Here is a 20024-nt window from a genome sequence, read left to right as displayed (position 1 = left end):
CGGTTTTTTGGTTGATGTCTATTAGAACGTAAAAAATACTGAATTGTTACAAAAAAAGCCTTGAAAATTCAAGGCTTCTGGTAATTGTAAGTTTTAAGTGAATCAATTTTTAATACTAACAGGTGCTTTTGTGATGTAAACTTTAGCTTGTTTTGAATCAGTCTGTTGTGTGGAAATATTAAGCTCATTATTCTTTTTTAATAAAGCAATGGCTTCGTCTGAAGAAATTGATTTTCCTTCATAATAAAATGCAGCGCCTTTTTTAGCCATGTCAATTATATGGTCTAAAGGTGATTTTGGAGGAGGTGGAGGAGGTGGAACGTCTTGATCCCAATTTTTATTGAACTCACTAACAATCTTATTATCTTTATATACTTTTGTTATTTTTTGACCAGGAACTACTTTGTCACCATCAACTTGAGTGTCGTTGATTATAGTTCCTTCTTTATTGGTTTCTTGACCATAACGGTTATAATATTTAGTGTTTCCATTTTGAGTAACATAATAATGAGTAGAATTATTAATAGTTATAAAGCCTGTTTTAACATTTGGGTCTGGAGCAGGTGGAGGTGGAGGTGGAAGCTTTGAGAAATCGGGAAAAGCTTCGGCAGATTCTTTTTGCTCTTTAGACATTTTATTGTACAAATACTTTACCCTTACTGCATCTTTGTGCTTCACAATTGGATATTCACTCTCAGAAATTTGAGAATTAATATGTTTAGCAAGAGTATTGTATTCTTTTAATTCTTCTTTAGTAACTCCTTTATTGTCTTGAGAACTCTGTTCTAAGATATTTTCAACCTTAACCCAATTGTTAAATGCTTTTTTTTGAGCTGGTAATGGAGGTGTTTGTAGTATGTTATTCTCTTTAAGTTCTTCTTTTGTAAACGTATTATATATCTTATCAGCTTGCGCTTTTAAAATTTTTAGTTCAGAATTGTCTTCTTGTGAACCCTTTAAGAAATTTTGTATCGCATTAGTATATGCTTCTGATGCTTTTTTATACTGATTTACATTTGCTTTTTGATACGTGTTTTCAAACCCTTTCTTTGTGTATAATGAGTATTGGTAAGGTTGCGGAAACCTATCGCTTCTTGCATTATTGTGAATAAATGAACCTGTATAATGCACAATATCATTAGCAGAAAGTTTGTTTAGGTTTGAGTTTGGTATAGGCTTTCCATCTAACCAAATGGCAAACTCTTTTTCATTTTTCCAAGATTCAAACTCAGAAGATGTTGGTTGCTTTGGTTGTGTTTTAGAAAGATTGCTATCAGGAATTAAATTACTAGGATATTTATCAACCGATGCACGTTGCTTATCAGTCATTAACTGGTCATAAATAATTACCGCACGTTTATGTTTTTCAGAATAAACAACGTTAGTTGATTTGTATTCATTGATAAAATTGCGATATTCTTGCATTTGTTCTTCTGAAGCACCTTCGTTCTCGTCTTGTTTTGTGATTTTTGCTTTAAGTTTAGATTTTTCAACTAAAGATTTTGAACCAATAACAGTAGTTAAAAAATAGTCGGTTTTTTTATGCAATTCATTTAATTTGTCCAAAAAATCTTTTGAGCAGTTTTCTGTTTTTAAATCGAATGTTGTTAGTTCGAAATCCTTCAATGTCCAATTTTTGGTAATTTCGTTTAAGTCATCTACGTATGTATCGATACTAGATTTTTTGTTACCAATGAAAAGCACGTTGTCAACAGCTTTCATCGCTATTGTTTTTTTGTTTTTTTCTTCAATACTTGATCGTGTTAAATTTGTTACTCCAAATTGATCGATCGCTCGAACCTGATTTTCGTATAATGAGACGCTTAGTTCTAACCAAGCGGTGCCTTTCAACCCATTTAGAAAAACACCAGATTCATTAGGTTCAATCGTAAAGGCAAATTGGTCGGTTTCTAAAGTTTTGCCTTCAGAAAAACCATAATCGGTAAAAGTGTAACTTCGATTTGTATTGGTGTCCAAAAGTAGTTTACTCCATTTACAACCATTTTCACATTTAAGGGTTATTGAGTTTTCATTTTTTTCAATTGTAATAAAAAATTGCGATGATTTGTTTTCATAATTGTTTTCAGTAATTAAAGGTGTGACTTCTTTTACAACCTCTTCTTTTTTACTAAACCCAAAGATTAAAATTGCCAAAAGAGGTAAAACCACTAAGGTTTTAATCCATTTTTTGGTGGATGATGTTTGTGTTTTCATAACTGTAAGTCGTTTTTTGATTGATGAATAATTAATGGCATTGGTAAGTTCGTTACCACCATGTGTTGATGAAAAGGCCAACAATAAATGTTGGTATGTGTTTATTTGAGTACCTTGTTGTAATACGGCTTGGTCAGCTAAGTACTCGTGGTTGAGTTTAATGTCTTTTTTTAAGAAGTATATAATCGGATTAAACCAAAATGCAATTTGTAGAAGTTCAATAAATAATATGTCTAAGCTATGTTTTTGAGTAGCGTGTGTGTGCTCATGTAATAATACTTCTTCTGGTATTTGATTGTTTTCAAACTTGGTTTTGTTTAAAAATATATAGCTTAAAAACGTGTGAGGAATTTCAAGATTATTGATTAAAACATTAATGATATTTTTGCTTTTTAGTTTAGGATTGGTCTTTATTTTTGCGATGAGTTTTGTGAGGTTAACTATAAACTTCACTAAAAATAAAACCACTCCTATTCCATAAATACTCCATAATAGTGTAGGCCAAAAATTGGTGTTTTGTTCAGTAGGTTGAGTGGTTTCAGGATAAAACACAGGCTCTAGTAAAGGAGGTTGAAATGTGCCTAAAGTGTATGTTGGCTCTACATAGGTTGTAATGGTAATGAACGGAATAGTAAACCCTAAAACGGTTGCCAACAATAGGTAGAAACGTTTTAACTGGTGCATGTTTTCACGCTCCAATATTAACTTGTAAAATAGTAGTAAAACAAGTAAGCAAGCCGATGATTTTAAAATATAATCGAGCATGGTTTTTTAGTTTGGTTTCTTTTTTATTTCACTATCAATTAATGCTTTTAAGTCTTCGAGTTCTTTTTTTGATAAGTTGGTTTCTTTGGTGAAAAACGACGCAAATTGACTTGCGCTATCATTAAAAAAATTCTTGATTAACCCATTAACATGCTTAGAGAAATAATCTTTCTTTTTTACTAAAGGAAAATATTCTCTAGACTTTCCATAGAGTTTATAATCTACAAACCCTTTATCAATCATACGTTTTAAAAGCGTAGCAACCGTTGTTGTAGCTGGTTTTGGTTCTGGGTAAGCATCAAGCAAATCTTTCATAAAAGCTTTTTCTAACTTCCACAGGTGGTTCATTAAATCTTCTTCGGTTTTTGATAGACTCATTATTCTACATATTTAGAATTAACTCTACAAATGTAGAATAAAAAATAATATATCCAAATTATCCAAGGCATTATTTTATTAAAATCTATTATATTTGACTAAATTTTACACGAATCCCCAAAATGAAGAAGCTTATTTTTAGTTTGTTAGGTGTTTTTGCATTTGTGTTCGTTACAAGTGCTCAAAGCATTTCAGACATTATAAATGAAGTTAATTTAGACTCTCTACAACTCACCTTAAGAGAATTTTCAGGTGAGCAATCAACCGTTGTTAACGGAAATACAGTAACAATTCTTAATAGGCAACAAGCTAATAACGATTTGGCAGCAGACTATTTAGTTCAAAGGTTTGAGCAAATGGATAACATTACTGTAGCAGCACAACAATTTGACTCTAACGGTAGAAATATAATTGCAACCCAAGTTGGAAAAACCAATCCTGATGATATATATATTATTTGTGCACATTATGATACGGTTGCTGATTATTGTGTTGATGATAATGCTAGTGGAGTTGCAACTGTACTAGAAATTGCTCGTATTTTATCGACACAATGCTTAGATAATACAATTGTTTATGCGCTTTGGGATGAAGAAGAAATAGGCTTGCTTGGTGCAAATTATTATGCTACTCAAGCGGCTTCAAATGGTGATAATATCTTGGGAGTTTTAAACATTGATATGATGGGTTATGATGGTAATGATGATAACGATTTTGATATCGATGTTAGAGATTTTGGCAATTCACTTGCTATGAAAGATGATATTATTGCGGTTTTAGAAGATCCTACCTATGGTTTTACTTTAAATGTTAATGTTGTAAATCCTGGAACAACAGCAAGTGATCATGCTAGGTTTTGGAATCAAGGTTTTACAGCTGTTTTAGTAGGAGAATCTTGGGAAACCAATGACGAAACACCATTTTACCATTCTTCAAATGATAGGTACAACACGTTAAACTTTCCGTATTATCATGAATTAGCTAAGCTTATTATGGGTTATATGGTTACTAAGGCAAATTTGATTGATGTTGATAATACAATTACGCAAAGCCCAAGTACATTAACTTCTAATGATGCTTCTGCATCTTATCAATGGTATAATTGTGATACAAACACTGCATTGTCAGGTGAAACAGGGCAAACTTTTACACCAACTGTAAATGGTAATTATGCTGTTGAAGTTACCAATGGAAGTTGTTCAGAATTTAGTGTTTGTGTGAGTTTTAATTCGTTGAGTTTAGAACCGTTTTCTAATTCTGAAATAAGTGTTTTTCCAAATCCTGTAAAAAGTAAACTCAATATCGATATTTCTTTTGAAGAATCTTATGAATTTACTCTTTATGATGTTGGAGGTAAATTGCTTTTAAATAAATCAGAAATTATGGGTTCAACAACTTTGAAAACAAAAGATTTGCCTAAAGGTATTTATTTTTTAAAAGTGTCGTCTTCTAATAAATCAGGGACTTATAAAATTGTTAAGGAGTAACTTTTTGTAAAAAGCATAAAAAAACCGTTCAAGAAATTGAACGGTTTTTTTTTACTATTATTTAGAAAGCTCAGTAAAATACTTATAAAATAAAGGAATAGTTTCGATGCCTTTAAAATAATTCCACACACCATAATGTTCGTTTGGTGAATGAATAGCATCACTATTTAAACCGAATCCCATTAAAATAGTTTTACTTTTCAGTTCTTGCTCAAAAAGAGAAACAATTGGAATACTTCCACCACTTCGTTGAGGTATTGGTGTTGTTCCAAAGGTGTCTTCATAAGCTTTTGAAGCTGCTTGATAACCTATACTATCGATAGGAGTTACATAGCCTTGTCCACCATGATGAGGTTTCACTTTCACTTTTACTCCTGCTGGAGCTATACTTTCAAAATGAGTCTTAAATAACTGTGTGATGTCCTCCCAATCTTGATGAGGTACTAAACGCATTGATATTTTGGCGTAAGCTTTACTAGCAATAACTGTTTTAGTGCCTTCGCCAGTATAACCTCCCCAAATACCATTAACATCAAGAGTTGGTCGTATTGAGTTGCGTTCGTTTGTAGTATATCCTTCTTCTCCATAAACAGCATCAATATCTAAAGCTTTTTTGTAGTCTTCTAATGAAAAAGGTGCTTTTGCCATTTCAGCACGTTCTGCATCTGATAAATTTTCAACCTTATCATAAAATCCTGGGATGGTAATATGATTGTTTTCGTCATGAAGAGATGCAATCATTTTGGTTAACACATTTATTGGGTTAGCAACAGCTCCTCCATATAAACCAGAGTGTAAGTCTCTGTTAGGTCCAGTAACTTCAACTTCTACGTAGCTTAACCCTCTTAAGCCTGTTGTAATAGAAGGTACATCTTTAGCAATCATTCCTGTATCAGAAATTAAAATCACATCATTTTTTAATTTCTCCTGATTGTTTTTAACAAATTTTGAAAGGTTAACGCTACCAACTTCTTCTTCACCTTCAATCATAAATTTCACATTACAAGGCAGCTGATTGGTTTTAGTCATAAATTCCATAGCCTTAACATGCATATACATTTGGCCTTTGTCATCGCAAGCTCCACGCGCAAAAATAGCACCTTCAGGATGAAGCTCAGTTGTTTTTATTACTGGCTCAAAAGGCGGTGAAGTCCATAGCTCAATAGGGTCTGGTGGTTGTACATCATAATGACCATACACTAAAACGGTAGGTAGGTTTTTATCAATTATTTTTTCGCCATAAACGATTGGGTAACCTTCGGTTTCGCAAACTTCTACATGGTCACATCCAGCAAGCTCTAAGCTGGTTTTAATAGCATCAGCAGTTTTTAAAACATCATTTTTATAAGCTGAGTCAGCGCTAATAGAAGGTATTTTGAGTAAATCAATCAACTCATTTAAAAATCGATCTTTATGTTCTTCAATATAAGATTGAATATGTTGCATTTGTTATATTTTTTTGAATTCTCCCAAAAATACAAAATCGAGGACGATTTTTTAGTAAATAAAGTTATTTGAATATTGAAACTATTGTTTATATTTGCATCCCGAAACTTCGGAGAATAAATGCAGGCGTGGTGGAATTGGTAGACACGCTAGACTTAGGATCTAGTGCCGCGAGGTGTGAGAGTTCGAGTCTCTCCGCCTGTACAAGACGAGAAAGCTTCAGTTAAATACTGAGGCTTTTTTTGTTTTTAATAGTTATGAACTTGCCTCTAAAGACTCATATTACTTTTTATTATAATTTAATTCAATAGTCTTTGTGTTTTAAATAATTGTAATTCAGTTTTTTAAATTTAAAAATATTATTTAATTAATGAAAGTCACACATGTTATTTTTGTTTTCTTTCCTTATATTGAAATTTTAAAAAGTTTATTTGTTTTTCTAATATAACAATTAATGAAAGCATCAGAACAATGGGTAACTTTTATGGCAATTTTATTGGTGGTTTATGCTGCTGTAATTTTGTTTTTTGTAATAAGAGGAGCATTAAAAGCAAAGAACATCTCTGATTTTGCTGTAGGGAATATAAAGTTTCCGTCTTGGGTTGTTGGACTTTCTTTGGCAGCTTCCATGACTAGTGCTGCTACTTTTATAATAAATCCAGGTTTTATTGCTCTATATGGAATTTCAGGAGTATTGTCTTTTGGTATTGTTTTACCAATTGCAGCTTTTGTGTCATTAATTGTACTCACTAAAGGCTTTGCAAAATATGGACATAGTGTTAAAGCAACCACTATGGCACAATGGATGGGACAACGATATAAAAGTAAGTCGTATGCCTTTTTTATGGCTGTTTTGGCATTACTTTTAATAACATTTATTGTACTTATCAATGTGGGATTAACGCAGGTAATTTCAAAATCGTTAAATACAGAGCCGTTTTACGTGTTGTTGGGTATTACTGTTTTTGTGTTTGGTTATATGATGTTTGGTGGTGCTAACTCTATGGTCTATACCAATACCATTCAAGCCATAATTATGTTTTTTGTGGCGTTGGTTTTAATAGGTTCTGGTTATGAGTTTTTTGAAAATGGAGTAACGGGTTTTATCGAAAAGTTGGGTGGTATTGATGAAAACTTAACTAAACCCACAAATACAAGTAGTTTTTTGTTTAGGGATTATTTTGAAATTATTCTTGCTCAAATAATTATTGGTGTTGCTATTGTTTGTCAGCCACATATTATCACAAAATCATTACTTTTAAAAGATTCTAAAAAGATAAATAAATACCTCTTTAGTGGTATTATGTTTATGGTTGTTTTCTTTTTGGTTGTAGTTGTCGGCTTGTATGCGAGGTTAACGTTTCCTGATTTAAAAGTTAATGGAACAGCCTTAAAAATGGATGAAATTATCCCTACCTATGTTGTAGTGAAATTCTCTGTTGGATTTGGAATGTTTATAGTTGTTGGGCTTATTTCAGCAGGATTATCTACCTTAGAAAGTTTAATACAGTCGCTTTCGGTTACTATTACCCAAGATATACTACAGCCAATTTTTAAAGAACGTGTTTCAAAGCATTCGGTTTTGGTAAATAAAGGAGTGATAGTTATTTTAGGACTTGTGAGTTTTGTATTAAGTTGGAATCAAATTGTAAACCCAGACGTAAGTGTCGCTATTTTTGCTCAAAATGGTGTTTACGCTTATTTTGCTGCTGCTTTTGTACCAGTACTTTTTGGAATGTTCTTAAAAAATGTTCCGCTTAAAGCTGTTTTTGCAGCAAGTATTGTTGCTTTGGTAGTTCATTTCGGGATTTACTACGGAAGACTCACTCCCTATATGCAAGAGCCAGTAAATAATCCTGGGATTCCTGCTGCTATTGCTATTGTGAGTTCGGTTGTAGTAGGCTATTTGTTGTACTATTTTAATAAGAAAAAAGATGACCACAGACACGTTGGATTGGATAGCTAAATGGGCAGATTATACACCTGATAAAATTGCTGTAACGTCTTTTGACAGCGAAGAAAAATACACTTATAGTCAAATCCATGTTTATGCGAATAGACTTGTCGAGAAATTTGAAGAATTAGGTCTTCAAGAAGGAGATAGAATTGCTGTTTTGGCAGAGCATAGCTTGCATTACATTGTATTGTTGTCTGCTTGCCAACGAAGTGGGATTATTATTGTGCCTTTAAATTATAGGTTATCCTTAAGCGACATTGAAATGCTGTTTTTAGATTGTAGTCCTGCTCTATTGCTTTATAGTGAGAACCAAAAAGAAAAGCTAGGGCAACTTTCAATTCCTTTACCAAAGACTATTCATTTAGATCTTATAGAACGTTATTACAAGGATGGAGTCGATGTTAAACCAACTGCAGTTCAAATAAAAGAGAAGAATCCTATTTTTATTTTTTATACATCAGGCACAACAGGAAGACCAAAAGGAGTTATTTACACTAACAAAATGATGTTTTGGAATAGCCTAAATACCTCAATGCAATTAGGTATAACATTTCGTGATTCAACCATTAATACATTACCTCCTTACCATACTTCTGGATGGAATATTTTTATAACTCCTCTATTACATAAAGGAGCTCAAATAGATATGGTTGAAAAGTTTGATGCCGAACGTATATTGTGTTTGTTGGAGCTTAATAAAACTACACTTTTCATGGCATTACCAACTATGTTGGCAATGATGCAAAAAACTGAAGTGTTTAATCGCGTAAATTTAGAGCACCTACGATTTATAATTTCTGGAGGAGAAACTGTATCGCCTAGTCTTTTAAAGCTTTGGAAAGAAAAGAAAGGTATATCAATTAGACCAGGATATGGTTTAACTGAAGCAGGACCAAGCATTACGTCTTTACATCACGACATAGCTATGACTAAACCTGAGTCTATCGGTAAGCCTAATTTTTACTTAAAAACAAAAATAGTTTTATCTACTGGCCGTAAAGCAAGAGTAAATGAGGTAGGGGAATTTTGTATTAAGGGTAATATTGTTTCACCAGGTTACTGGAACAATTCTACCGAAACCAATAATAAAATTAAAAACGGCTGGTTGCATACTGGAGATTTGGTGACAAAGGATAAAGATGGATTTTTATTTTTAAAAGGACGACAAGATGATATGTATATTTCTGGAGGTGAAAATGTTCATCCACAAGAAATTACTGCAACATTATTAACATGTGAAAATGTTATGAAAGCTACAGTTTTAAGTGTTGACGATCCTGTTTGGGGACAGTGTGGAGTAGCTTTTGTAGTGTTAGAAAACGAAAAATCTTTAAAAAAAGTAAAAACCTTTGTAAACAAGAAATTGGCATCGTTTAAACGGCCAAAACATATAATTATATTAGATGAAATTCCATTAACTAGTGTAGGGAAAATCTCTAGAAAAAAGCTACTGGCATATTACAAAGTGTATAAAGCTAAATTACAACCTTAAACTTAAAAAAAATGAAGCAAATAATTTTAATGCTAATTATACTACCTTTAGTTACGTATGCACAAACTTGTGATAAAATAATGAAAAACATAGTCTCCAAATACGAATACGAAACGCGCTTTGTTAATCTAGATACTATTGAAATTGCTTATATTAAAGAAGGTAAAGGAGAAAAAACTCTTTTATTTGTTCATGGTTTAAGTAGTAATGCAGATGCATGGTCAAAAAACATAAAAACCTTAAAGGAAAATTTCACATGTGTTGCTTTAGATTTACCTGGATATGGTAAGTCGTCAAAACCCAAAAATGCGAGTTATACGCCATCTTATTTTGCAAAAACCATAACAGCATTTATTGATGAGTTAAAATTAAAAAATGTCATTCTTATAGGTCATTCAATGGGAGGGCAGGCAGCCATTAAATTAGCAATTAATTCACCTGAAAAAATAGATAAGTTGATTTTGGTCGCTCCTGCAGGAATAGAAACATTTTCTGAAGCGCACGGAATTATTATGAAAACAATGTTTACACCTGAATTTGTTGCGAGTACAAATAACGAACAGATTAAAAACAATTATGCGCTTAATTTTTATAAGCAACCCAACGAAGTAGATAAAATGATTGAAGATAGAATTGCTATTAAAGAAGCAATAGATTTTGAAGCACATTGTATAGCAATTTCAAAAAGTATTGCAGGCATGTTGAATGACCCTGTTGTAGATGATTTGGCCAAAATATCTCATAAAACATTAGTGCTTTATGGTAAAAATGATAGGTTGATACCTAATCGTTATTTTCATCCAGATTTAGATGTAGCTAAAGTTGGGGAAAAAGCAAAAGAGCTAATAAAAAATAGCCAGCTTAACTTTGTTGAAGAAAGTGGACATTTTTTGCAGTTTGAGCAATCAGAAAAAGTAAATTTTTTAATTAAAGAATTTATTGAAAAAGATTAATTCATGAAGATTAAACTCAAAAAATTTACAGAGTTTAGCAAAACAATTCTACCTAACGAAGCTAAATACTTAGCTTCAGAACACTTATTTACTGATGATGAGAAAACCGAAATTATAAATCGTTTAGCAAAAAGTGCTATAAGTAATACCTCAAAAGCGAATTTTGACACAAACATTGACAAGCGTAAGTACTCCTATGTAAAAAACTGGATACTAAAAAAACTAGAAAGTATAGACGTTGATGAAACAGCTAAATGGATTCTAGATTTAAAGAAAAAAATTCTTTTAGATGCAATTGTTTCTTCAGAAGAAAAAGTGTTTTTAAACTTTTTAAGTCGTTACAAAACAGTGGGCTATAATTTTCAAATTGTTTATGAGTTAGCCCAAGAGTACAAGCCTTATTTACTAATTCGGTTACGCTACAAAGACCACGAAACTGTAGCTGGTTTTTTAGAAAACTATTCTGAAGATTATAAAAAATCAAAATCAATTCAGCAAAAACTGTATAGTGCAACAACCGAAATAACAAGTCAATATACCCAAAAAGAAAATGAAACTAAATATTGGGAGCCGTGGCTTCTAGAGGTTTTTAAAACTGAAAATGTTGATGGCAGAAACAGGTATATGGCATTTATTACTTTGGCTTTTTTGTACACAAACTATAATGAAAGCTCAAAACTAAAACTGTTGTTCGATGAAATTGATGGGTACTTTAGTAATGGCGAGATGTACTCAAGGCGTTTGTTGTCTAATTATTATGCTAGTAGAGTGCTTATGCATTCTAAAGAAAATGAATTAGATTTAGCCGAGTATTACGCATACCTTTCCATAAGACGTTACAATAACGATACATTAATGTATGTAAACAATCTAGTAGCTATTCTGCTAAAAAATAATAAACCAAAAGAAGCCAAAAAGGTACTAGATAATTACCATCAACTTTATAAGGAGTCTTATAACTATCATCAAAAAATTGGCTTTTGTTCTTATAAAATAAGAGTGCTAAATCAACTCGACCAAAATAAGTTGGCCGAGGAAATCGCTATTAATTTTTTAAAACAGTATAAAAAGGAAGTTTTAAAACATCGTTGGCATCACTTTTTCACTTCTTACTTTAATGTATTAATAGCAAATGAAAAGTATAAGGAACTGCTTAAAATTGCAACAGTTTATAATATTTCGTCTAAAGAAACCGATCGAAAAATAATGCCTAACTATGTGCCAAACATATCATGGAGTATATCCTTGTCAAAATACATGGAAGGGCAAATAAATTCTTCAAAATTACTAGAAGAAATCAAAGTGCCATTACTGGGTTTAAATCCTACAAAAAGCCAAAAAATGGTACTTATTCAAGTTATAGATACACTATCAAATAATCTTCCTGAAGCTTTTTTGAAGCTAAAGTCACACCTTTAATTTATAGTTGTTTTTAGCTTTAATTAAGTTAATATTCAGGCAATTCACTATTTTACAATTCTAAAGTCGCAGTCAATAACTTTTACTTTTATTTTTAAATCCATTTATATTCATAATAGATTGCAAGCATAACTTAATTAGCGATAAATCATGAAGAAAATACTACTACTAACAATTTTAATGATTACTGGTTTTGCCTATGCACAAGATTCTGGTAAAATAGGAGGGACAGTTGTTGATTCAAATGGAGTTCCATTGCCAGGAGCTACCATTCAAATAGTTGAATTAAACTTAGGAGCTGTAACAGACTTTAATGGTAAGTACAGTCTTGAAAATGTCCCAGAGGGCGAACATTCAATTACAGTGTCTTTTGTAGGTTATAAAGCATATAAAGAAAATGTTGCTGTTATTGCTGGTCAAACTACCGAATTAAATATAACACTTCAAGAAGGTGAAAATGTTTTAGATGAAGTAGTTATTACCGCTGGAAAAAAGCTTCAAAAAATCACAGATGTACCAGCAACTGTTGAAGTTATTACAGCTAAGGAAATAGCTGAATTTCCAAGCTTTAATATAGGCGAAATGGCATCGAGACAAAAAGGAGTTGATTTTGTTAGGACAGGAGTTTTAGGAACAGGAATTAATATTCGTGGTTTTAATTCGGCATTTAATTCAAAAAACCTACAAATTACTGATGATAGAGTATCTATGCTTATTGCAACAGGATTACCTTATGGATCGTTTTCTACGGTTACAAAAGATGATATAGAGCGCGTTGAGATTTTGTTGGGTCCTAATGGAACACTATATGGACCAAATGCTCATAACGGATTGGTAAGTACAATTACAAAAAACCCAAGAACATCAGAAGGTACAACTTTGGTATTTGGTGCAGGTAATCAAAATGTAATCACAGGTAGGTTAAGGCACGCTCAAGTTATTAATGATAGATTGTCTTTTAAAGTGCATCTAGAAAGAACAGCAGGAAAAGAGTTCAACTATGTAGACTCAGTATATGTTGGTACAACAGCTTATAACGAACATAACTTAGATAGAGATTTTGATGCGCTTAAATATGGTGGAGCAGTACATTATAAAACAGGAAAACAATCAGAGTTGATAGGGTATTATGGCCATAGCAATAATACTAATTTAGCTGTAACTAACGCAGGTAGAAATCAAATTAAAGATTGGACATTGGATATTGCGCAATTAAAATTTGTGTCAAAAAACTTCTTTGCAAATACATATTATACTTGGAGTAGAACAGATGAAACTTACGCAATAAACCAACGTACGCAAAACTATGTATCGTTTATAGAAAATGGTTTTTCTGAAGATGAAGCTTGGAGTCGTGCACTTTATGAACAATGGGTTCCAGCGTTTGGTATAGCTATTCCTAGAGGTGCTTTATTTAAAGATGCTTCTGAAAGGTTTAATGGAGAAGCACAATACAATAATAATTGGAACAATTTTTACCTTACTGTAGGAGCACAATATCAATTGGATATGGCAGATTCTGAAGGAACATATCTCTTGGATGCTGATGGTCCAATTGAGATTGGTCAAGCAGGTGTATATAGCCAGTTTGAATACAAGTTAGACAGTGGGTGGAACTTCTTATTAGGTTTAAGAGCAGACAACCATGATTTATATGGAACAAATTTTTTACCTAAAGCTGCTGTTACCAAGTCTATCGATGCAGGAACATTTAGGTTAACTTATGGTAGAGGTATGGCAGTACCTTCTATACTTAACTTAAAAGGAAATCTATTTGGAGGATTGGTTTTAGGAAATGGAGAAGGGTTTACATTAACAGATGGTACAAAAATTAATGCTTTAGAAGTTGAGACCATCAACTCTTTTGAGCTTGGTTTTAAAGGAAAAATCTCAGATAAATTGTTTATAGATGCAAGTGCATATTACAATATGTCTGAAAACTTTATAAGCCCTTTAAGAAATATTGTAGATGCTGAAAACGGAAATTTTGTAACTCACATAGGAGATACACCAGTTGACGAAGTATCACCAGGAGCAAGTACCTCGGCATTTTTATTAACCTATAGTAACTTTGGTAGTGTTGATACTTATGGTTTTGATTTGGGTCTAAACTATTACTTTACTGATGCATTGAGAGCATCATTAAACTATTCTTACTTCGGTAGAAGTTTAGATACAAACGATCTTGATAATGATGGAAACTTAGATGGAGTAGTTTTAGAGAGTGAATTACCTATAAATACTCCAGCAAACAAAGCTAACATTGGCTTGCATTATAGCTCAGATAAATTTTATGGAGCCATATTTGGTCGTTGGATACAAGACTATGATTTTTTCTCAGGTATCAATGTAGCTGCTGAAACTCAAGATATGGATGGTGATGGTGTAAATGAAATTGTCGAAAACGCTCAGGTTGGAAGAACTTGGAATTATGGTCAGCTAGGAGGTTTTACTGTTGATGCTAATTTTGGGTATAATCTAAATGAAAATGTGTCTTTAGGGGTTAATGTAACTAACTTATTTGATACAGATATTAGAGAGTTTGTAGCTTCTCCAACAATAGGAAGATTGATTTCTTTTGAACTTAAATACAATTTAAACTTCTTTAATAAGAATAAATAATAGAGACTAAAATGCCAAAAGAAATAAATATAAAGCCTATTTCTTTGGACTATTCTGATACTGGTAACAATAATAACAAAACGTTATTATTGTTACATGGATTAGGGTCAACTAAGTTAGATTGGCAGTTTCAAATTGCGCCATTTTCTAAAGAGTATAGAGTAATAGCTCCAGATTTGCGAGGACATGGTAAATCGTTTCAAGAAAACTTGAACTATGGTGTAGATATTATGGTTGAAGATGTGGTTAGTCTTTTAAATCGGTTAAACCTTAGTAAAGTTACACCAATTGGTTTTTCAATGGGTGGAGCTGTTGCCTTTCAATTAGCATGTTCTTATCCAAATTTGGTAGACAAGATGGTTATTGTTAATAGTGGTCCTGATTTTAATGGAATGGGAAAATTAGGAGATGATTTATTGAATAGTAGAACAACTTATTTAAAAACAAAAGGGTTAGAAGCTTTGGCTAAAGAAATAGCCTTTAATATGTTTCCAGAACCACAACAAGAAATGTTAAGAAATGAGTTTGAAAAGCGCTGTGCTGCAAATAATTTTGAGGCTTATTATCAGTCATTTGTTACCTTGATGGAATGGGGACTTGGTACTAAGCTCAAAGAAATAAAAACCAAAACATTAGTTATAGCTTCAGATATGGATTATTCGTCTGTGGATTTTAAAGAAGCCTATGTGTCAAGAATGCAAAATGCACAACTAGAAGTAGTAAAAAACTCAAGGCATGGAGTTGTTTTAGATCAACCAGATGCATTCAATGAAATTGTTTTAGATTTTTTAAAAAATGAATAGAGTTGCATTAATAACAGGAAGTACAAGCGGTATTGGTTTAGGTATAGCGAAGCATTTTGCTGAAAATCAATATAATATTATGTTTCACGGTTTAGAAACAAATGGATTAGAGATAGCAACTCAAATTGGAGCTAAAAATAATGTTGAAGTAGCGTTTTCCAATGCTAATCTCATGCATTCCAATCAAGTTGAGAAATTAGTAGAACAAACCTATAACACTTTTGGAAGAATAGATGTTTTAATAAATAATGCTGGCATACAGTATGTTTCATCAATTGATAAGTTTCCTAACGAAAAATATGAAGCTATTATTGCTCTTAATATGAATGCGTCATTTTATGCCTCTAAAGCAGCTTGGAAATACATGAAAGCACAAAGTTTCGGAAGAATAATAAATATTTCTTCGGTTCATGGATTACGAGCTTCCGAATATAAGACGGCTTATGTAACTGCAAAACATGGTGTAATAGGAATGACAAAAGTATTAGGTCTAGAAGGAGCTCCATATAATATAACTTGTAATGCTATTTGTCCAGGTTATGTACGTACACCACTTGTTGAAAAACAAATACCAGATCAGGCGAAATCTCATAACATGTCTGAAGAGGATGTCATAACCAAAGTCATGCTAAAAAAACAAGCGGTAAAGTCTTTTGTTCCAATTGAAGCTTTGGCAGATATGGCTTTACTGTTATCAAAAGAATCATCATCAACTATTACAGGAACTGAGTTCGTTCTTGATGGAGGATGGACAGCGCAGTAAAAAGATTATTTGAATTAGTTTAATTTTAAGTGAAGCCACCTGGAAAGCAATTGGTAATATGACGTTTTTCAGCTGGCTTTTAAAGTATCGATTTTAACTGAACACTAGAAGGTTTTAATCCTTCACCTGAAACGGTAAGCGTAATATCTCCTGCTTCCTTTGTGGATTGTACCAAAACAACAAGCTTTCCACTAAATAGTTTCATGGTTGGTAAATGAAACTGCTCCAATGAGGTAGCATCTCCATTACAAGCTGCTCGATACCTTCCATTGCCTGTTACTTCAAATTTTAACTGATTAGTTGCTGTTGGACAAGGAATCCCATTTTCATCCATAACTGAAACGGTTACAAAAGCAAGATCTTCGCCATTGGCTTTTATAGTTGTAGTGTCAGGTTCTAAAATTAGTTGATGTGGTTTACCTGAAGTTTTAATCTCTTTTTCAGCAGTTGGATTTCCGTTATCATCTAGTGCTACTACTTTTAAAGTTCCAGGTTCATAGTTTACGTCCATCCACATTAATCGATAGCGATGTTGCGGTGAACTATTATTTTTGGTTCGAATACCCAAACTTTTTCCGTTCAAAAATAATTCAGCACTGTTGTAATTGGTATAAACAAAAACAGGTGTTGTTACGCCTTCGCGACCTTCCCAATTCCAATGTGGTAAGATGTGTAAGGTTTCGTCTTTGGTATTCCATCTGCTTCGGTACAAATAGTAACGGTCTTTTGGTAAACCTGCTAAATCATTAATTCCAAAATACGAACTACGTGATGGCCACACTTCGTCATAAGGTGTTGGCTCTCCTAAATAATCAAAACCAGTCCAAACAAATTCGCCTAAAACCCAAGGTTTGTCGTCTTGTAATATAAAATCGTCTTCTGGAAGGTTAGACCAGCTGCAATATTCCAAATCATAAGAAGACGATTGGTAATCGTCATGTTGCATCATACTACCTTTTTCAACAGGAAAATGGTAAATACCTCGAGAACTTACGGTTGAAGCTGTTTCTGAACCTAGAATAAACCCTTGCGGAAAACGTTCGTAAGCTTCTTCATATAAATGCACACGATAGTTTAGTCCTGGAATATCCATAATGGCTCCAAAGCCAGATTCCATAACCGCTTTTACTTGGTCCATACCTACAGTAACAGGTCGTGTTGGATCCTCACGATGAAAAATGTCCTGTAGCCATTTAGCTCGTTTTACACCTTCGCTTCCCCATTGGTCTGGTACTTCATTTCCAGAACTCCACATCACAATAGAAGGATGATTTCTTGTGGCGCGCACTAAATTGACCACGTCTTTTTCAGCATAATCATCAAAATAGAGGTTGTAACCATTTTTTACTTTTGGTTTTTTCCATTCGTCAAAGCTTTCAGCTAAAAATAGAAATCCCATTTCGTCACAAAGCTCCAATTGTTCAAAAGATGGCATATTGTGGGAACTCCTAATAGCATTTGCTCCCATGTCTTTTAATATTTCTAACTGACGTCTTAAAGCTGAGGTGTTGACAGCTGTTCCCAAAGGGCCTAAGTCATGATGTAAACAAACTCCTTTAAACTTGGTTGGTTTTCCGTTAAGAGAAAAACCAGTATTTCGGTCGTAGTTGATGTCACGAATACCAAATTTGGTAGTGACTTCATCCTTTAAAGTATTGCCCACATACAATTTTGAAATAGCTTTGTATAAATAAGGATTTTCAGTATCCCACAGTTTTGGGTTTTTTACGGCAATGTTTTGTTCGAATTGGTTACCGAAACGCGTAGTCGTTTCATTTGAAACAACTTCATTGCCTTTGGCATCAAAAATAGTGGTAACAAGTTTTAAGTTATCTCCAGTAACGTTGGTTTTTACATTTACTTGAGCAACCTCTTCATTAATATTTGGCGTTGTAATGAAGGTTCCCCATTGGTCAATACTTTCTTGATTTTTTATAATAACACGTACATTTCTGTATAAGCCAGCTCCAGGATACCATCTTGAAGATTTTCCTTTGTTGTTGAGCTTTACTGAAAGTGTATTGTTTGTGGCTTGTACGTGTTCAGAAATATCAAAATAGAAATAGGCGTAACCATATTTCCATTCGCCAACTTTTTTACCGTTCACAAACACTTCGGGTTCGCTCATGGCACCTTCAAATAAAATCAGAACCTTTTTGTTTTCATCAAAATTGGGAAGATCAAATGTGTTTCTGTACCAAGCTTCACCAATGTAAGGTAGAGCTCCAGTACGTCCTGTTTTTTCTGTGGCTACTTCTTCTCCATTTTGGGTAATTGCTACTACTTGCTTGTCAATTTCTTTGTCAAACGGACCGTAAATTGCCCAATCGTGTGGTACGATTACTTTTTCCCAATTGGCATCATCAAAATCGATTGAAGAAGCATCAGGAAAACTACCTTTTTGGAATTTCCAGCCTTCTTTTAAAGTAATAATTTCACGAGTGGAAGACTCCTTTTTAGTTTTTGAACAGCTTAAAATTATGATTGATAAGAAAAGAAGAAGTGCTTTAGTTTTCATGTTTAATTGTCTTGTGAACCGTTATAAAATTGCATGCCTAAAGTAGCTTGATAATTATGATCAAAAAGTGTAGCGTTGTCCCAATGAGAACCTTGAGCCCATTGCGTGGAGCAGCTAGTAGATACCCAAGCAGGTTCCCAATACACAATGCCTTCGCCACCTGCATTTTCTACGATGCTTTGTAGTTGATTTAAGTAGCCTAATTGACCTTCTTGTGAAGCTGGATAACTAGAAACTAAAGCGTCGTTTCCAAGAATGTTATTGGCACTATCGGCATTTTCCATAGTAAAAGGATAAGCAGTTTCTACAATCATTAAACGTTTGTTGTAGGTGTTGATTAATGTGCTTAGGGCAGAACCCACGTTGCTTAAATTGTAATCGCTCCATATTGGATAATAGGAAAGCCCAATCCAGTCATAATCAGTTACACCTGCATTGGTTGCTTGTTCAAACCACCACAAACCATTTTCAGGTTGAGCAATGTGAAGCATGATTTCAATGTCTTTGTTTTTGGCAATAGAAATATCCCTAACTGCTTCAATGCCTTTATTTATCAAATGCGAATTTCTAGTCCAATCTATAGGCCAAACGAGTTCACCTTGTTGTAAAATCATACCGTTTATTTCATTGCCTACTTGTACTATTTCTGGTAATAAGTTGTCGTTAGATAGTGTTTCTAAAGTATCATAAGTATATTCATAGAGTAAATTACCCAAAGCTTCTGTGTTGTTGATTTCATTTATCCAAGCTGCTGGAATTTCCTGGGTACTTGGATCTGCCCAAGTATCGGAATAATGAAAATCTAAGAGTACATCCATTCCTTTTGCTTTAGCACGTTGTATGGTTTCTTTTACATCCTGAAAATTGGAATAATTAGTCCAAGTTGGATTGTGCCATAAACGCACACGCACCAAGTTTGTTCCTGCTTCTTGAAAAATAGTAAAGGGATCTTTAGTAACTCCGTTTGCATCTTTGTATGTCGCTCCACAATCTTCCATTTCGTTTACGTAAGATAAATCTGCACCATAATAAAAACTATCTTCAATAGGAGCTGTATCGTCATCAGTAGGGTCTTGATTAGTATTGTTAGTATCAGACGAACACGCTAAAGCTGAAAACAAGAGCAAATTGAGTAAGTATATAAGTTTTGTTAATTTCATAATTATCAATCAGTTTTATGATTAAAACATTTAAAAATATTGTTGTT

Annotated in this window: 13 protein-coding genes and 1 tRNA gene; 9 read left to right on the top strand and 5 right to left on the bottom strand. The window is 33.1% G+C overall.

Annotation, left to right across the window (positions count from 1 at the left end; all coding sequences use genetic code 11):
* Positions 1 to 102: 102 nt before the first annotated feature.
* Positions 103 to 2979 carry a M56 family metallopeptidase gene (locus DMZ43_RS02715; protein ID WP_131506110.1) on the bottom strand — a complete coding sequence of 959 codons (2877 nt, stop codon included), beginning with the start codon at positions 2977 to 2979 and terminating at the stop codon, positions 103 to 105.
* 6 nt (positions 2980 to 2985) lie between these two features.
* On the bottom strand, positions 2986 to 3357 hold the full coding sequence (locus DMZ43_RS02710) for a BlaI/MecI/CopY family transcriptional regulator (protein WP_129759462.1): 372 nt from the start codon (positions 3355 to 3357) through the stop codon (positions 2986 to 2988).
* Positions 3358 to 3479: 122 nt separating this feature from the next.
* Between DMZ43_RS02710 and DMZ43_RS02705 the strand changes: the two genes are divergently transcribed.
* The gene (locus tag DMZ43_RS02705; protein ID WP_131506109.1) at positions 3480 to 4844 is read left to right on the top strand and encodes a M28 family peptidase; all 1365 of its coding nucleotides are present in this window, start codon (positions 3480 to 3482) and stop codon (positions 4842 to 4844) included.
* Positions 4845 to 4901: 57 nt separating this feature from the next.
* On the opposite strand, the gene DMZ43_RS02700 is transcribed toward DMZ43_RS02705, so the two are convergent.
* Entirely contained in the window at positions 4902 to 6290 is a 1389-nt protein-coding gene (locus DMZ43_RS02700; protein WP_131506108.1) for a dipeptidase, read from the bottom strand.
* Positions 6291 to 6412: 122 nt separating this feature from the next.
* On the opposite strand from DMZ43_RS02700, the gene DMZ43_RS02695 reads away from it, so the two are divergent.
* From DMZ43_RS02695 to DMZ43_RS02660, 8 genes are all read left to right on the top strand, one after another.
* A tRNA-Leu gene (locus DMZ43_RS02695) sits at positions 6413 to 6494 on the top strand.
* Positions 6495 to 6744: 250 nt separating this feature from the next.
* Positions 6745 to 8256, top strand: coding sequence for a sodium/pantothenate symporter (locus DMZ43_RS02690; protein WP_131506107.1), 1512 nt, complete (start codon positions 6745 to 6747; stop codon positions 8254 to 8256).
* Entirely contained in the window at positions 8225 to 9739 is a 1515-nt protein-coding gene (locus tag DMZ43_RS02685; protein WP_131506106.1) for a class I adenylate-forming enzyme family protein, read from the top strand. Before DMZ43_RS02690 ends, DMZ43_RS02685 begins: the two co-directional genes overlap by 32 nt.
* An 11-nt stretch (positions 9740 to 9750) precedes the next feature.
* Positions 9751 to 10692 carry an alpha/beta fold hydrolase gene (locus tag DMZ43_RS02680; protein WP_131506105.1) on the top strand — a complete coding sequence of 314 codons (942 nt, stop codon included), beginning with the start codon at positions 9751 to 9753 and terminating at the stop codon, positions 10690 to 10692.
* A gap of 3 nt (positions 10693 to 10695) precedes the next feature.
* Positions 10696 to 12111, top strand: a complete 1416-nt coding sequence (locus DMZ43_RS02675) for a hypothetical protein (protein WP_131506104.1) — start codon at positions 10696 to 10698, stop codon at positions 12109 to 12111.
* A gap of 150 nt (positions 12112 to 12261) precedes the next feature.
* Entirely contained in the window at positions 12262 to 14733 is a 2472-nt protein-coding gene (locus DMZ43_RS02670) for a TonB-dependent receptor (RefSeq protein ID WP_131506103.1), read from the top strand.
* A gap of 11 nt (positions 14734 to 14744) precedes the next feature.
* Positions 14745 to 15536, top strand: a complete 792-nt coding sequence (locus DMZ43_RS02665) for an alpha/beta fold hydrolase (protein WP_131506102.1) — start codon at positions 14745 to 14747, stop codon at positions 15534 to 15536.
* Positions 15529 to 16299 (top strand): 3-hydroxybutyrate dehydrogenase, encoded by a 771-nt coding sequence (locus tag DMZ43_RS02660; RefSeq protein ID WP_131506101.1) that lies wholly within the window; start codon positions 15529 to 15531, stop codon positions 16297 to 16299. Before DMZ43_RS02665 ends, DMZ43_RS02660 begins: the two co-directional genes overlap by 8 nt.
* A gap of 79 nt (positions 16300 to 16378) precedes the next feature.
* On the opposite strand, the gene DMZ43_RS02655 is transcribed toward DMZ43_RS02660, so the two are convergent.
* Positions 16379 to 18817 carry a glycoside hydrolase family 2 TIM barrel-domain containing protein gene (locus tag DMZ43_RS02655; RefSeq protein WP_131506100.1) on the bottom strand — a complete coding sequence of 813 codons (2439 nt, stop codon included), beginning with the start codon at positions 18815 to 18817 and terminating at the stop codon, positions 16379 to 16381.
* 2 nt (positions 18818 to 18819) lie between these two features.
* On the bottom strand, positions 18820 to 19977 hold the full coding sequence (locus tag DMZ43_RS02650) for a glycosyl hydrolase 53 family protein (RefSeq protein WP_131506099.1): 1158 nt from the start codon (positions 19975 to 19977) through the stop codon (positions 18820 to 18822).
* Between the last annotated feature and the right edge of the window lie 47 nt (positions 19978 to 20024).

The sequence above is a fragment of the Meridianimaribacter sp. CL38 genome, assembly GCF_004328055.1.
Lineage (GTDB): Bacteria > Bacteroidota > Bacteroidia > Flavobacteriales > Flavobacteriaceae > Gaetbulibacter_B > Gaetbulibacter_B jejuensis.
This window is presented reverse-complemented; position numbering and strand designations above follow the sequence as displayed.